At 38.0% G+C, this 16,946-nt stretch carries 11 protein-coding genes; all 11 read right to left on the bottom strand.

The window, feature by feature from the left end; translation table 11 throughout:
- Positions 1-12: 12 nt before the first annotated feature.
- Positions 13-1,350, bottom strand: coding sequence for an MFS transporter (locus ABDJ41_RS03215; protein WP_349784301.1), 1,338 nt, complete (start codon positions 1,348-1,350; stop codon positions 13-15).
- 9 nt (positions 1,351-1,359) lie between these two features.
- The gene (locus tag ABDJ41_RS03210; protein WP_349784300.1) at positions 1,360-3,060 is read right to left on the bottom strand and encodes an alpha-amylase family protein; all 1,701 of its coding nucleotides are present in this window, start codon (positions 3,058-3,060) and stop codon (positions 1,360-1,362) included.
- A 44-nt stretch (positions 3,061-3,104) separates the two neighbouring features.
- Positions 3,105-5,420, bottom strand: coding sequence for a glycoside hydrolase family 65 protein (locus ABDJ41_RS03205; RefSeq protein ID WP_349784299.1), 2,316 nt, complete (start codon positions 5,418-5,420; stop codon positions 3,105-3,107).
- Positions 5,421-5,477: 57 nt separating this feature from the next.
- Positions 5,478-6,143 carry a beta-phosphoglucomutase gene (pgmB, locus tag ABDJ41_RS03200; RefSeq protein ID WP_349784298.1) on the bottom strand — a complete coding sequence of 222 codons (666 nt, stop codon included), beginning with the start codon at positions 6,141-6,143 and terminating at the stop codon, positions 5,478-5,480.
- A complete protein-coding gene (locus ABDJ41_RS03195; protein ID WP_349784297.1) occupies positions 6,144-8,009 on the bottom strand; it encodes a glycoside hydrolase family 13 protein in 1,866 nt (621 codons plus the stop codon).
- Positions 8,010-8,015: 6 nt separating this feature from the next.
- Positions 8,016-9,479: a SusE domain-containing protein gene (locus tag ABDJ41_RS03190; RefSeq protein WP_349784296.1), complete on the bottom strand. Its 1,464-nt coding sequence runs from the start codon at positions 9,477-9,479 to the stop codon at positions 8,016-8,018.
- Between the two features lie 10 nt (positions 9,480-9,489).
- Positions 9,490-10,266 (bottom strand): hypothetical protein, encoded by a 777-nt coding sequence (locus tag ABDJ41_RS03185; RefSeq protein WP_349784295.1) that lies wholly within the window; start codon positions 10,264-10,266, stop codon positions 9,490-9,492.
- Positions 10,267-10,273: 7 nt separating this feature from the next.
- Positions 10,274-10,771: a DUF5004 domain-containing protein gene (locus tag ABDJ41_RS03180; protein ID WP_349784294.1), complete on the bottom strand. Its 498-nt coding sequence runs from the start codon at positions 10,769-10,771 to the stop codon at positions 10,274-10,276.
- 24 nt (positions 10,772-10,795) lie between these two features.
- A complete protein-coding gene (locus ABDJ41_RS03175) occupies positions 10,796-12,178 on the bottom strand; it encodes a RagB/SusD family nutrient uptake outer membrane protein (RefSeq protein WP_349784293.1) in 1,383 nt (460 codons plus the stop codon).
- A 24-nt stretch (positions 12,179-12,202) separates the two neighbouring features.
- Positions 12,203-15,256: a SusC/RagA family TonB-linked outer membrane protein gene (locus ABDJ41_RS03170; protein WP_349784292.1), complete on the bottom strand. Its 3,054-nt coding sequence runs from the start codon at positions 15,254-15,256 to the stop codon at positions 12,203-12,205.
- A gap of 557 nt (positions 15,257-15,813) precedes the next feature.
- A complete protein-coding gene (locus ABDJ41_RS03165; protein WP_349784291.1) occupies positions 15,814-16,833 on the bottom strand; it encodes a LacI family DNA-binding transcriptional regulator in 1,020 nt (339 codons plus the stop codon).
- Positions 16,834-16,946 lie beyond the last annotated feature (113 nt).

The raw sequence follows: 16,946 nt of genomic DNA, 5'->3' as shown, positions 1-16,946 counted from the left end.
TCAGGTCTATACTTAGGGTTCTACTGTATTTCTAGGTTCCTTTATAAAAACATAACATATCACAGCAGCAATAACCATTAAGCCCCCACCCATTTGCACTGCTAACAGTCTGTCGTTATGTAAAACTTCTCGCATGAGCCAACCAAAACCCAACGAAGCAATAATTTCCGGCAATACAATAAAGAAGTTAAATATCCCCATGTAAATCCCTATTTTATGTTTAGGCAATGAACCACTCAGCATAGCATAAGGCATAGACAATATACTAGCCCACGCTATCCCTACCCCAGTCATACACACATATAACATATTCTTATTTACCACCCAGGCTACACTTATTAAGCCGATAGCACCGCACAACAAACATAAGGAATGCGTAGTTTTACGTCCTAGTTTATCTGCTATTTTAGGTAATATGAGTGCAAACAAAAAGGTAACGACACTATAATATGCAAGGGTTAAACTCCCAAAATCTGCACCATGTGCATATACAGGATCACTAGCATCTTTCCCCCCAAACACATTGACAGCAACAGCTGTAGTATAATAAAACCACATTAAAAAAAGGCCTGGCCAAGTAAAAAACTGCACCAAAGAAACAATCTGCATTCGCTTGGGCATGTCCATCAACGATTCCCAGATTTCTTTGGCTCCAGCCCCAAACCCTTTATTACTTTCCAGCACCTTTTCTTTAAAATCAACATCCGCGGGAGGATATTCTTTTGTTGTAAATACAGTATACAAAACTGCGGCCAGAAAGAAGAACGCTCCTATATAAAAAGAATACTTGACATTCTCTGGAATACTTCCTTGTGCTGCTGTATTGCTCAGATGAAAAACATTATTCATCAGCCAGGGTAATGCCGAAGCAATACTTCCTCCTAGTCCAATCATCATGCTCTGCATGATAAAACCTCTATTCACCTGAGAATCTGGCAATTTATCAGTTACAAATGCACGAAAAGGTTCCATGGCTACATTTCCAGCAACGTCTAAAATCCATAACAATCCCGCAGCCATCCATAATACACTGCTATGCGGCATAAATACTAAGGCTATGGAACTGATAATAGCTCCAATCATAAAGTAAGGTCTTCTTCTACCCCACCTTGGGTGCCAGGTGCGGTCGCTCAGATATCCAACTATAGGTTGAACCAATAAGCCTGTTAAGGGGGCGGCTAAAAACAATAAGGGGATCTGATCTGGATTCGCACCAAGATTTTCATAAATACGTCCCATATTGGCACGCTGCAAATCCCATCCAAACTGAATGCCGAAAAAGCCGACGCTCATATTAATGATCTGGACTAAGCTTAGCTTTGGATTTTCAGTTAATGTTTTTAAGCTCATCGATTTGTTTTAAAATTCTATAATCTGTGCAGAAGCAGGAGATACTTTTACTGAGATACTGGTTCCAGAAGAAATATTTAACATTTTACCTGACAGCAATTCTGTAACAGATACCATTTTTTTGATCTTTACTACTTCATCTGGAATCTTAATTTTTTCCATCAAGGTTTGTGTACGATCAAAATTCGCAATGATCAGTAGGCGCTGATTTGCTGTATAGCGTATATAAGCATACATTTTATTGTTCATGCTATCTGTTACAGGTATTTCATAAATCTGGCCATTTTGAACCGCATCAGAAACAGCTACAATACCCATCAGCTTTTTATAATAGTTACGTAATGTAATTTGTTTATGATTAAGCTTACCGCCATCAAAAGCACCATTATTCATCCATTTTTGATGTTCTGGAATACCCCAGTAATCAAAAATACTGGTACGGTTATCATCCCCCCCAAAGCCTTCTATGCCTTTCGCAGGTTCACCTACTTCTTGTCCGAAATACAGCATTACCGGACCGGTGGATAAAGTTGCAGAGACCACTATTGCAGGTAATGCATACAAAGGATCTCCGGCAAAACCGGCAGAAGCAATACGTTCTTCATCATGATTCTCTAAAAAACTAAGCATGCGGTTGCCGAACCCTGCAGTTTCTATCTGCCAAACTCTTGAAATCTCTTTTACATCTGCATTAGGCTCATTTTTAATCAGTTTTTTCAGTCCATCGTATAGGCCTACTTTATCATACAAATAATCAAAATGACCTTTATTTAAATAAGTCTCATAAACCGCAGCATTATATGCCTCCCCAATAAATATCATAGAAGTATATCTAGATTTTACTTCTGGAATAACCCATTCCCAAAATTCTACTGGTACCATTTCGGCCATATCACAGCGAAACCCATCTATTCCTTTTGAGGCCCAATAAAGCAAGATATCACGCATCTTTAACCATACCGGAGGTTTCGGATCAAAATATGTTTTATTTCCATTTAGATAATCTACACCATAATTTAATTTTACTGTTTCATACCAATCATTTTCTGATGGTGCATTAGAGAAAACATCATTCCCTGTTGCTTTAGCAGGCATTTCATCAAATTCCGAATCCTTCAAACTCTTTAAAGGATCATTCTCTGCAATCTTTCCCGGCACTACAAAAGGCTGTCCAGGAATGTAATAATAATCGTTAGTTGCACTAAAAGCCTTTGTTACATCATCTTGTTTACCAAAATCCTCCACACCTTCAGGCTTTAAATGCGAATCATATTTTCTAGCTACATGATTAGGTACAAAATCAATTATTACTTTCATACCCTTTTGATGAGTACGCGTTACTAATGCCTCGAACTCCTGCATCCTTGCTTTTACGTCTACAGCCAGATCGGGGTCTACATCATAATAGTCTCTGATGGCATAAGGTGATCCAGCTCTACCTTTTACCACATCTGCATCATCTGGTTTAATGCCATAGGCACTATAATCAGTCAGACTCGCATGTGCAATAACCCCGGTATACCAAACATGGGTAGTTCCAAGCTCTTTAATGCCATCTAAAGCCTTTAAGCTGATATCATTAAATTTACCACTCCCGTTCTGATTTATAGTACCATAAGTGACATTGGCAGTTTCTTTATTTCCAAATAATCGGGGTAACAACTGGTAAATTATAGGTTTGTGCTGCGCTTGGGTAATTGCAGGTTCCATAACAAGAGTTAATAACATTAAGATAATTGTTTTTGAGAGCCTTATCATACCAATTGTCCATTGTACGTAATCACCGTTTCTCCAAGTGGAACAGCATACGATTTATTAAATATAGTGATTTGCAGTGTTTGATCTACATAGTTTAAAATTCGGATCTGTGTAGCATTAATTTGAACTTTTAACTGTACTCCTCTAAAGCCTACATTGAAAGAAAACGACTTCCAGGCTTTTGGTAAAAAGGGATTAAACTTTAAAGCTCCATTGCGAACTCGCATACCTGCAAATCCTTCTACAATACTCATCCATGTTCCTGCCATCGAAGTGATATGTAATCCATCTTCTGTATCGTTGTTGTAGTCATCAAGATCTAAACGTGCAGTACGTAAATAAAACTCATAAGCTTTTTCTTCATCGCTTAATTTAGCAGCCAAAATACTGTGGACACAAGGCGACAAAGAGCTTTCATGCACTGTGCGACTTTCATAAAAATGATAATTACGCTTTAATGTTTCCTGGTTATAATCATCTTCAAAAAAATACATGCCTTGTAAAACATCTGCTTGTTTGATATAACAAGAACGCAATATTCTATCCCAGCTCCATTTTTGATTTAATGGACGCTCTGTTGATGGCAAATCTTTAACAAGGATCTGCTCTTTATCCATAAAACCATCTTGCTGTAGAAATATCTTTTCTTCTTCGTCATATGGATAATACATCTGACTGGCAATTGTTTTCCAATCTGCAAACTCCTCCATCTCATTTAACTGGACCTTTTCTAGTATTGCCTTGTATTTTTCAGGCTCCTGATTTTTAACAATGGATGCCGCTTCAATAGCATAGTTTAAACACCATGCTGCAAGTTTATTTGTATACCAATTGTTATTGATATTGTTCTCGTATTCATTTGGGCCAGTTACACCGAGTATTACATATTTTTGTTTATCATTACTCCAGTTTACCCTTTGTCTCCAAAATCTTGCAATACCAATCAAAACTTCTAACCCGTATTGCGCCAGATAGTTTTCTTTGCCAGTATAACGGATATAGTTAAAAATGGCAAAGGCAATGGCTCCATTTCTATGGATTTCCTCAAATGTAATCTCCCATTCATTATGACATTCTTCTCCATTCATTGTCACCATAGGATATAAAGCAGCTCCATTATTGAAACCTAACTTCCCTGCATTTTCAATAGCTTTTTCAAGGTGTTTATAACGATATACCAATAGGTTTTCAGCTACCACTTCTGGGGCTGTCGACAAATAAAAAGGAATACAATAAGCTTCCGTATCCCAATAAGTGGAACCTCCGTACTTTTCACCTGTAAATCCTTTTGGACCAATATTCAAACGAGCATCCTTACCTGTATAGGTTTGGTTGAGTTGAAAAATGTTAAATCGGATAGCTTGCTGTGCTTTTACATCACCTTCAATTACAATGTCACTTTCTTCCCATTTTGTTGCCCAGGCTCTAATCTGAGCTTCTAACAATTGAGCAAATCCTTGTTCTACTGCTTTTTCAATTTTCTGTCTGGCAACTGTGAGCAATTCAGTTTTATCATAATTCTGTGAAGAAAGGTTTACTGCAATTTTATAAATATCAACAGATGTTTTTTGTTTCAATGCAACAACTACAGTACGACCAATGTATTTTTCCTTTGAAACCTCATTTAGTTGCTGTTTTTCATCATCATACAAGACTGTGGTCTGAATTGCAGTACAAACATCAAACTCTGTCTTCTTTGTACGTAGCACCAAAAAGTCTGTATCACCCTCTTGTTCTTGCTTTACCTGATTCCAGAACTTTTCATCGTAATTAGCATCCTGATTTTTTATATCCCCATCTATAAATGAGGTAATGCTGATATTCCCATCAAAGTTTACAGCTGTTATTTTATAATGTAAAGCAGCCGATTCATCCTCAGCAATACTACAAAAGCGTAAAGCATTTACCTGAATAATTTTACCACTTTTAAGTTGGGCAGTAAAACTACGACTTAGTGTTCCGGCTTTCATGTTCAGTACACGTGTAAAATCCGTTACAGTGCAAGTTGAAAGATCCAATACTTCATCATCAATCTTAATGTTTAAGCCAATCCAGTTTGCGGCATTCAATACTTTTGCAAAATACTCAGGATAGCCATTCTTCCACCATCCGACACGGGTTTTATCAGGATAATACACCCCCGCCACATAGTTTCCTTGTAAGGTTTCCCCCGAATAGTTTTCTTCAAAATTAGCACGTTGGCCCATTCGTCCGTTACCTATGCTGAACAAACTTTCCGATATTTTATTTAATATAGGATCAAAACCTTCCTCAATAATATTCCACTCGTCTGCTTTTATGTAATTCTTCATCTTTATGCTACTCTGGTATCAGTCTGCTAATAGGCTAAACACCTTATCCTTTTTCTGTTAATTTTTCAATGCCATGATATCGGCAATAGTGATTTTCGAGAGGTCCTTTATGACGATTTTAGATCCGGGCAGGTTTTCCGTACTTCCTACACCCACCACCAACATTCCTGCTGCATTTCCTGCTTCCACTCCTGCCAGGGCATCTTCAAAAACAATACAATCCTGAGCTGCTGCACCAAGTAATTCAGCTGCTTTAACGAATACTTCCGGATCAGGTTTAGAAGCCGTTACAGCATTGCCATCTATAATGGCATCAAAAAAACTGGCCAAACCTGTTCGCGTTAAAATCAGTGCCGAATTCTTACTCGCAGATCCTAATGCCATTTTAATTCCCGCAGCCTTCAGATCCTGCAATAGTTTTAAAGTACCCGGCAATAATTCATCTGTGGTCATTTTACCAATCATTTCCACGTACCATGAGTTTTTCAAAGCGGCTAGTTCTGCTCTTTCTTCTTCTGTCTTTTCCACCCCCCCCCAAGCTAAAATCTTCTCCAGTGACCGTACGCGACTCACTCCTTTCAATTGCTCATTTTGCTCGTGGGTAAAATCGAAGCCCATTGAGTTTGCTAATTGCTTCCATGCTTGATAATGGTATACAGCTGTATCTACCAAAACACCATCAAGGTCAAATATGCAGGCTATATTATTTGTTGTATTGCTCATTTAATTCAGTTCAAGTACCAGTGTTGTTTTTGCAGGCACTCCTATTGTTTTAAGTGTATTTATTTTTTCGCCAGTGATGACATTCGTCGCAGAAGATGCTTTTTCCATACGCTCTGCAAACCTTGAAGTTTCAAGTTGTTTGTCCTTATCTTCTGTGTTTACTACAACCATTACAGTTTTCACCAATGAACCATCTACATCATTATCAGCCTGATACCTGAAATATGTATAAATTCCATTCTCTGGGACAAACTGCATCAGCTTACCCGTCTGCAATGCCGGGTTATTTTTACGGTAATTGGCCAGTGTTCTCACGAAATTAAAGGCTTCATTTTCTTTTGGCGTGCGTCCGGCAGCTGTAAACTTATCTTCTTTATCTCCAACCCATCCGCCAGGAAAATCTGAGCGGACCAATCCATCAGGATTAGAATAGTTTTTCATCAATATTTCTGTACCATAATACAATTGAGGGATGCCACGCATGGTTAATAACAAAACCATCCCTGATTTATACTTATCGAAATCTTCATTTACCATTGAATAAAAACGACTCATATCATGGTTATCCATAAAAATGACGTTACGTTCTGCATCCTGATACAGGAAATCCTGTGCAAGTGTAGAATACAATCTGAATATGCCATCTGTCCAGCCGGGCTTACCGTTCAAAGCTTCATAAATTGCATTTTTAAGAACTGCATCAGTAATTCCAGGCAGCTCGGTATCGAAACCACGGTTTACAGTATTTCCTCCTGTAAAATATGCTTGCGCAGCAGCACTGTTAACCAATGTTTCCCCAAATACAGATAGTGTAGGGAACTCATTTCTAATTTTTATCATCCAATCTTTCATATAATCCGGATCATTATATGGATAGGTATCCAGTCGTAAGCCATCAATACCTGCATACTCCACCCACCAGATGTGATTTTGGGTAATATAGTTCTGAACAAAAGGATTTCTATGGTTCAAATCAGGCATGGTCGGAACAAACCAGCCATCTAGCATCTTCTTCTTATCGGCCTGTGATGTATGCGGATCCATTACTGGCTCATCACGATAACTGGTTTGCGTATATATTGGCCATTGATTTACCCATTCTTTCATAGGCATATCAGTGTATAACCAATGGCCAGTACCAATATGGTTGTGAACAATGTCTTTCACAATCTTTAAACCTTTTTCATGTGCTTTATCTACATAGCTTTTGTAAAGAGCTAATGTTCCATAACGTGGGTCAATCTTATAATGATCTGTTGCTGCGTAACCATGGTAAGATGCCAAATTCATGTCGTTTTCAATTTCTGGAGTCATCCATATCGCCGTTACACCCAAATCTTTCAGATAATCCAATTTATTGATGAGTCCTTGTATATCGCCACCATGACGGTAATACATAGAATCGCGATTCAACTTAGTCTCACGCATCTCTTTTACCACATCATTTTTAGGGTCACCATTTACAAAGCGATCAGGCATTAACAGATAAATCAGGTCTTTGTTGGTCACACCCTGTATGCGTGTTAGTCCACTTTCTCTTGTTTTTAGCTCGTAAATATATTGTAACTTCTTTTTTCCGCCCTGCATAAACACAATAGGAAATTTCCCAGCCTTCGCAGCAGGATCAATTTTAAGATCTAGAAAAAGGTAATTTGGGTTCTCTACTTTATTGACCTTTAATAAGCTTACACCAGGATAATTTAGCTGTACATCAAGCTTGGAAATATCGACACCATGTACCAATAACTGTAGGTTGGGATTATGCATCCCCACCCACCAGAACATTGGTTCTATACGTTCTAACTTTTGCGCATTTACCTCAGTTGTTAAAAGGGTAATGAACAATACAATAAAAAGTTTTTTCATATTCCTTTACTTGCTATAAAAAATATAATCTCCTGTCAAATCATTGAACATGATTTTATACGTACCTGGTTTCACATTCAGATTACTTCCATCTCTTTGTCCATTACCATATCTTCCATCAGTATTTGATGCAGTAGCCCCCCAGTTCACATCCCATCCTGTATCAATTCTAAACTTCAACCCTGTATTTGCCCCAATCGTTTGCGTAATTGTCCAGATATGCGGATTGAAGGTTGTTTTGCTCATTGGCGTTATATTACCCCAACCATTAAAATCCCCAATTATTCCAATAGAATTATAAGTGGTTGCCCCAGCTGCATTATATGGTGAAATAGAGAATGTTAAAGCATTGATATTAATTTTAACAGTATAGTATCCTGCAGTTGTTACTTGATAAGTACCCGGATCAGGATCAGAATCTTTAGCTTTTAGCTTAACTCCATTACTTCCGTCATTACCATACTGAGTTGCCCAGCTACCTACAACTGTAATAAACTTAAACTCTCCAGCATTTAAATAACCAGTATAGATATAGCTACCCCTATTGGTTTCATCGCGGTACATATAAGTTGGATTACCATTGTCCCACTCAAACTCTGTAGCGCTGCCTAGCATATAAAGGTTCACATCTCTCAAAATTGAAATATCATTGGTATAGTCTGAAAATTTGCTGAAAGTACCAGAGGTAGCCTCAACGGTCCATTTTAAAGTTGCAATGGCCGATTGATCAGCTAAACCAGCAGCTGTAAGTGCGGCATCTAAGTCCTTATAACTTACATGTAAGTTAGAATCAAGCCCACTATTGTCTGATATAAACTGGAACAATGGATCACTGAAACTACCATCATGCTTAATGAACTTAACCTTGTAACTCGTATTCGCACCAGCCTTTCCAGCAAAAGATTTCTGCCATTTGAAATGTAATGTACTTGCTGTTAAAATCGGATTAATGGTAATAACATCTGCACTCGAAACTGGTCCGTATAGAATAAAGTTGGATACCCCATCACCAAACCTGGTTACTGAAACATTAAAGGTATCGCCATTCACTTTCACTGTGCCATTCTCAGCAACGATACGCCAGATTAGCTCTACTTTTGCGCCATCAGCTATGCCTTTTGCTTTTAAAGCATCATCTAGTTGTTTTTGAGTTAAAGTCAATGTTGTAGCCTTACCACCATTATCCGATGGAAATTCAATAATTGGCTGATCAACTGACCCTGTTTTTAAAGCTGCAACCCATTTGTATGTAGGCTGAGTACTTACACCAGGTTTAGCTGCTGTCCAGCTGATCACTATATTTTTCCCTGGTGTTGCCGAATTCAATACGATCATTGTATTGTTGGCCGGTGCAATGGCTGTAAAAGTACCCAATGCTTCACCTTTAGACATTTCATCATAATTTGTTTTCTTGCATCCAAAAGCAATTGCTACAAATGCAAGGAGCATATATAATATTTTGTATTTCATCGCTTTAAGATTAATTGAAAACCGTATAAACTACCTCTGTTACCGGGCCCGAGGTTTGTACATCTTGTCCGCCAGCATCTTTTACCGTACCGGTAAATTGATAGCTGAATTTCCCCAACTTTATTCCTGCAGGTATAGTAATTACCAGTTCAGGAATAAAAGAGTAAGAGAATAAAGCGGTCGATTCCTTTTTTGTAATAATACCTTGCATTGAACCAACAGGATCTCCCGCTTCATTATAAAAGCTAAGATTCACTTTTATATTACTCATCCTTTGCAGGTTAATATCAGTAGCCAGATTTTGTTGAAAGTAGACTGTAGCCATATCAGTACCATCTAATTTTGCAGGAAATATCCTGAACTGCGAGGCAGTGAACACAAGCGGATCAAACTTATAAGGCTTAAAATCTGGTGTTTGTTTAGATCCATCTTTAGCTTTACCTAAAAAACCAAAATTGATCAGCTCTGCAGGACTTTGCCCAAAAAGGGTTGTTCCTGTAAATTTGAAAGTGAATATATTAGGTCCGGTCCTGGTCATCTTAGCGTTCTCAGATGATGCTCCCCATTGTCCATTTGTACTGGCATCTTTACCACCACCAACACCATCATTAGAAAAAGCCCAGATGTAAACATCATTTGCTCCGTCCATAGCAGTACCAGATATATCAAGCGTAATTGTCACCTCATCCTCAGCGGTAAAAGCGGCCGGACTTAAAGTCACCTTTCCTTGTCCTGATACCCACAAAGTACCGAGACAACCTATAATTAATAATAATATCTTTTTCATGACCGCATTACTTTTTAGTGAATTCATACTGGTAAGAAAGGATAACCTTTCCATTTAACTTCTTATCTCTCTTAATGATCAACTTACCCGATTTCAGACTTACATAAGATCCTATGCTCAGACTGTTAGTAACCGTCCCATTTTTTAGTGTAATGGTAGTCGGTGCCTTTACATCATCTACAGTCCAGCTTCCTGAAGTCAGATCTGCTATTTTAGGAGAGTTACCAGAAGTAATGGTAAAGGTACTTGGGCTGCCCTGTGCATCACCCAGAAAAGCTAGATTCAAATCAGTATATGGATATACAGAAGTAATGTCAAGCTGTTTATAAGGGAAGCCCTTTGTGCTGGCGTCCTGATCAATTTGAGTGACTTTAGTTAAACCCCATGTCCCCTGCATAGACTTTACTACATTTTGCGGTTCGCCAATTGGTGCAAATTCCTCTGGTTTACAGCTCCATACCAAAAGGATACAGATGGCGAAAAGGATATATTGAATACGTTTCATACGTTAATATCTTAAAGTTTATAATTAAAAACAATTACCTTCTGGATTACGCTGGAAGGTCAGACTAGTAGCCATTTCTTCTTGCGGAAATTGCAATAGGAAACCAGGGCAGTTCCAAACTGATCCGCGTTTATCTATGTTCTCTCCTCCCCTTGCTCCGATACGTTTGATTTCTGATAGTCTGACTCCTTCACCTATAAACTCCAGATTACGTTCTGTACGTGCATTTGTAATCACGAATGGTGCAGTTGAATTAACAGGAATACTTTTAGTACCAGCATAAGCACGGTTCAGAATGTCGTTCAAATCTTTAATAGCGATATCCAGATTAATGTTATTTTCTGCGGCAGACTCTGCTCTGATCAGTTTTAATTCAGTAAGATAAATTACCGGAATATTAAACCTGTCTTTATTATACTTTGTAATCGGGTACATACCTGGATATTTCACAGCATTTATAAAAGACTTTCTAACATCATTGGTTGTATTTAGTAGATCGTAAGTGGCTTTTGTAAACCTGATGGATGGTAATGTGAAATCTGAACGGAATTGATTTCTTAGTTCTCCACCTGCTTCAAAAACACCCCTGCCAGAGATGATCTGGAAAACACTTTCTGTTGACAGACCTTCAGAGAATCTGGTTGCATAAGTTGCATCCAATATGAATTTATTTGTAGAAATAACCTGATTTGCATAATTATATGCATTAGGAAAATCATTCATTTGAAAATATACTTTAGCCAACAGACCTTTAGCGGCCCATTTATTAGCAAATCCGCTATTATCATCCAACATTTTAGCTTCAGCTAACTTCAGGTCAGTAATAATCTGATCATATACTTGTTTTACGGTAGATCTGTCTTTAGACTCTGGCGTAGCGGTTAATCGGATTGGCACACCTAATTGTGAATTCTCTGCATTAAAACCGAATGGTTGTCCAAAAAGCTTCACCATTTCAAAGTGAATCAGTGCACGTATAAATAGCGCTTGCCCTTCCACATTATCACGATTTGCAGCACTCACTAAACTCAAGTTTCCTAATACCAAATTGGCACGATAAATACCCTGGTAAGATTGCGTGTACATGTCTCTTTTATATTCTCCAAAAATGGATGACTTACGTAAGAAAGTTTCTCCAAAATCCCCCGAAAGCTGGCTTCCATCAAGCTGATCAGCTACTAACTCACTCATGATTTTTATTCTGCCACCAAACATATGATCTCCACCAACGGCCTGATAAGCTCCAGTAAGTACCGCTCTTACACCTGCCTCATCGGCAAGTGCTTCTTCTTCGGTCAGTCTTGAAGCGGGTGGGGCATCCAGAAACTTTTTACAACCTGTTCCTGTACCTGCAAGCACAGCAAGTATTACCACCACTTTCGTTATATTTTTATAATTGAATTTCATCTTCTTAGTTCTAATGGTCAATAATTAAAATGAGGTTGATAATCCAAATGTTACACTCTTTTGCTGAGGTGTGGTCAGGTAAGTAACATTAGGGCTCATATTCCTGTCCTGTGGATTGGCAAAGTCTCTCGCAATTTCAGGATCACCACCTGGATATTTAGAGAAAGTCAGTAAGTTCATTCCTGAAGCAAACATTTTCAAATTATTTAACCTCAATCTATTGGCAAAAGTGGCCGGTACGGCATAAGAAAGGGTCACCTCTCTTAATCTTACAAATGTTGCATCATACAAAAACATAGTGGAGTTGTATTGCCATTCACTGGCAAGTCCCGGATAAGTATTGGTATTTAATGTCAACCTTGGAAATCTGGCAATATCACCAGGTTTTTGCCAGCGATCTGCAATATCTGTACGCATATTCCAGTCTGTTACAATACCGAGTTGACGTTTTGCTGAACCATCATAAAGGTTTCCTCCAACAGCGAAGGTGAACATTGTATTCAGCTCGAAGCCTTTGTAAGTAAATGTATTGGTTAAGCCGCCTACAAAATCAGGTAAAACCTGTCCGGTAATTACACGGTCATCCAAAGAAAAGGTTTTAGTTTCGTAGCCATCTTTATTTAACCAAATAGGTAAGCCATCAGCAGGATCAACGCCTTTATACCTTACCAGATAATTTATCCCCAGAGGGTAACCAATAGCGATACGGGTATCATTCGTACCCCCCGAGATGGCATCAGCAGAGAGGCCTCCTAAATCAATTACTTTATTTTGATTCTGAGAAACGTTTAAGCGGGTAACCCATTTAAAGTTATCGGACTGGATATTAATCGTGTTTAAACTTAGTTCAAGCCCCTGATTAGTAATAGTCCCAACATTTACCCAACCATTTAAGAAACCCGTTGAAGGCGATATAGCTCCATTAAGTAATGCACCAGTAGTTTTTTTATGGTAATAAGCCAATTCGCCACTAATACGATTATTGAAAAAACCAAAGTCTATCCCCAGATCAAAATTAAGTGCCTCTTCCCATTTAAGGTCAGTGTTTTCAATATTATTTGGATAAACCGAATTGGTTCCATTGTATACAGTACCCTTGTCAAAAAATGGTGCATATTGCCCTGAAAGAAACTGAGAACTACCTACTTTACCATAACTGGTTCTAAGTTTTAAATTAGAAAGGACTTTATTGCCTTTCAGGAAGTCTTCTTGACTAATGTACCATGATGCCGATGCAGCAGGGAAAAAGCCATATTTATTTTCAGGGCCAAATTTAGATGAACCATCTCTTCTTGCTAGTACTTGTAAATAATATTTATTATCATAAGAATAATTGAACCTTCCGAATAATGATTCAAATGTATCTTTCAAATCGCCAACAACATACAAAAGCGGTGCAGTACCAAATCCGGTGAGTACATCATTGTAACTCTTAAGGTCTTTATTAAATGGGGCATCTGCCTCACCGCCAACACCATTCGGATATCTGTTTCGGTAAGACAATTGTGTTTCTACCCCTGCTAGGAAAGACAATTTGTTTTTCTCGCCCAATTGCAGGTCATAATTCGCTGTACCTGTAAGTGTATTATTAAATATTTTTTGAGGCCATGAATTGGCATAACCTCTTGTTTGATCTCTAAGTGCTGGAGGCTGGAATTGATTCTCATTAACATCCATGTTATCAATATTCGCGATAGCCTTAATGCTCAAATCTTTAACAGGCTTAAGCTCTAATGTGACACCAGCAATTAAACGGCCAGTAACAGACTTCCAGTCTAATAGGTCCACATTTCTTACCGGATTTGCTCCTCTATTGAAATAGGTCCCATCTGCATTATACACAGGATAAATTGGCAGGGCTGTCGACATCGCATCACCTAAACCACCACCCCAAGCGGCGTTAACTCTGGTATTGGTTCCTTTATCATAGGCTACATTTACACTGGCATTAAAATAGGTGGTCGCTTTGACATCAATATTAGTTCTCATACCGTAACGTTGGTACGAATTTCCTTTCAGGAAGCTTTCATTGTTACTATAATTGGCAGATACAAAAGCTCTGATACGATCGGTACCCTGACTGTAAGAAATGCTCTGATCATTGGTATGACCAGTTTTAGTTAACAATCCCCACCAATCTGTATTATTCTTTTCGGCATCGCTCCAACTTATTCCATTTGGTAATGTTGCCAAACCGATATTGCCGTCATTAGCCCAAGCTTCCTGACGTAGTTGTAACCATTCAGGTCCGCTTACAAATTTTGGACGATTGGCATAAGTAGTAAAACCATATTTGGAAGATAGTGAGAAAACGGCCTTACCCAATTTACCACGTTTGGTTGTAATCAGGATTACCCCATTTGCACCACGCGAACCATAAATCCCAGCTGCCCCCGCATCTTTCAATACTTCAACAGATTCAATATCATTAGGATTAATAGTCGCTAATGGGTTTTGATTCATTCCTCCCCGATTATCTCCGATAAAGGGATCAGAAGTAATCGGGATACCATCTACCACATAAAGCGGATCACCACCGGCAGAGATAGAGCCTATACCACGGATTCTGATTACAGAACCACTTCCTGCAAGTCCACTACCTTGCGTAACCTGTACACCTGGAGCTTGTCCCTGCAAACTAGCCTCAAAACTAGGCGTAGGAATAGCAGTAAGTTTATCGCCAGTTACTTTAGAGATAGATCCGGTAACTTCACGACGTGTTTGCGTGCCATAACCTACCACAACTACTTCATTTAAACTTTGTGCATCAGGTTTCAGACTGAAGTTTACCACTGTATTACCAGATATCCTTAAAGATTCCTGTTTAGATTGATAGCCAATAAAGCTAACCAATACCGAGACTGAGCCATTGCTGATACCCATAATTTTATAAGTTCCATCTGCATTACTAAGCGTAGTTTTTTGGAGACTTTTGATTTGTACCGATGCGCCAGGCAAGGGAAGTCCGGCCTCGTCCAACACCCTTCCGACCAGTGTTCCGGTCTGGGCATTTGCCCCTAGTGCTGTTAAAACCAAAAGCACAAAAAGGCAATGCTTTTTTAGGTAAAATACTTTCATATTTGAACTCGTTTTTAGGTTTAATATTCGGTTAACATTAAGTGTATGTAACACTTATGGTAAATTTACAGTCAGCAACGACAATTCAAAATATTATATCAAATTTATTTTTAACACAATATTTTATATTATGAATAGCCAAAAATATGCGGAAATATTTTTCATCTCATTTCTGAAAAAACATTAAAAAAATAACACAACTATCTTTATATCAGCTATATAAAAACACAAAAATCAAAAGAAAGTGTATTTTTTACACATATGGATTTTTGACTCTTTTTCCGGGATCGTTCCCGGGATCGTTCCCGGAGTTTTCAACAATTTATAGAAGTTCATCCAAAAGAAAAGAGAGAAATTCTGCGTAAAACTTGAAAACCTGGAGAAACTTTTTTCAAAAACTGCCTTTTTTCTCTATCAAAAAGACAAGGTTTTTTCCCTTAATCCCGACTAAAAATTCTGGTACAATCTAGCCTATAATTTTTAATCAGAAATCTGCAAAAATTAAGAAAATGCACTATATCAAAAAGTACTTTCAAAGCTTAAATTATTTTATGATTTTAATCTATTGTTCGTTCAGTTGATCGTCTTTTAATCAGCTTTGATTTTAATACGATCATCTCGTTGGGATCAACAGATCCCGGATACTCCAGCATTTTAAACAAAAGGTTTGCCGCTTCGGTTCCGATCTTTGTAGCGGGCTGTGTTACAGTAGTTAAAGAGGGATTCAACAATGGTGCAATTTCCAGACTTGAAAAACCTACAACCTTTAATTGATCTGGAATAGATATGTTTAAATCATAACAGGCATAATATGTTGCAAATGCTAGTCTTTCTACAGAAGTAAAAACCCCATCAGGCTTTAACTCTTTTAGCATGCTCTTTAAAATCACATTGTTTGCACGATAGCTATTTTTACAATCTACAACATAACTGTCGTCATAAGGAATATTGTATTTCAGCAATGCATCAGTATACCCTTGCATTCTGAACTTACCGATAGATAAGTTTTTATTGATCACCAGATAAGCAATCTTCTTACAGCCTTGCTTAATCAAGTGCTCTGTTGCAGCAAAGCTACTGTCGTAATCATTAGTAATTATTCTCGGAGTAATAATATCTTCATAGACCCGATCAAAAAACACCAATGGCAATCGCTTTTGTGTCAACTCGTTTAAATAAGTATGATCGTTTGCTTCACCAGATACAGACATGATGATTCCATCTGCCCGGCCATTGTGCAAATGTTTGATAAAAGAAACCTCTTTCTCGTATACATCATCTGTCGCATAGATAAGAATATGATAACCTTTATCCCGAGCAATTTTCTCAATCCCGTGAATAGCCTGCGAGAAAAAGTTATTGCCAAGCTCTGGAACAATTACCGCTATGGTTTTACTCCGTTGTTCCCTAAGGTTACTTGCATAATGGTTGGGCTGATAATTCAACTCTTTTGCTTTAGAGAGTATCCGCTCTTTTGTTTCTTTATTAATATCGCTATTATCCCTAAAAGCTCTAGACACTGTTGAAGTAGACAGGCCAAGGGCTTTTGCCAACTGCTTGATATTGATGTTTTCCATCTACGTAAGATCTGAATGATAGAGAACTATTAATTTACTGGTAAATATAAATGAAAATACATAATAATAACATCTTCACAATACGATGTACGTTTTTATTATGTTACATTAGC

Origin of the sequence: Pedobacter sp. ASV1-7, assembly GCF_040203335.1 — a bacterium.
In the GTDB taxonomy this organism is placed as follows: Bacteria; Bacteroidota; Bacteroidia; order Sphingobacteriales; family Sphingobacteriaceae; genus Pedobacter.
Note: the sequence above shows the minus strand (reverse complement) of the source record. Positions and strands in the feature narration are given on the sequence as shown.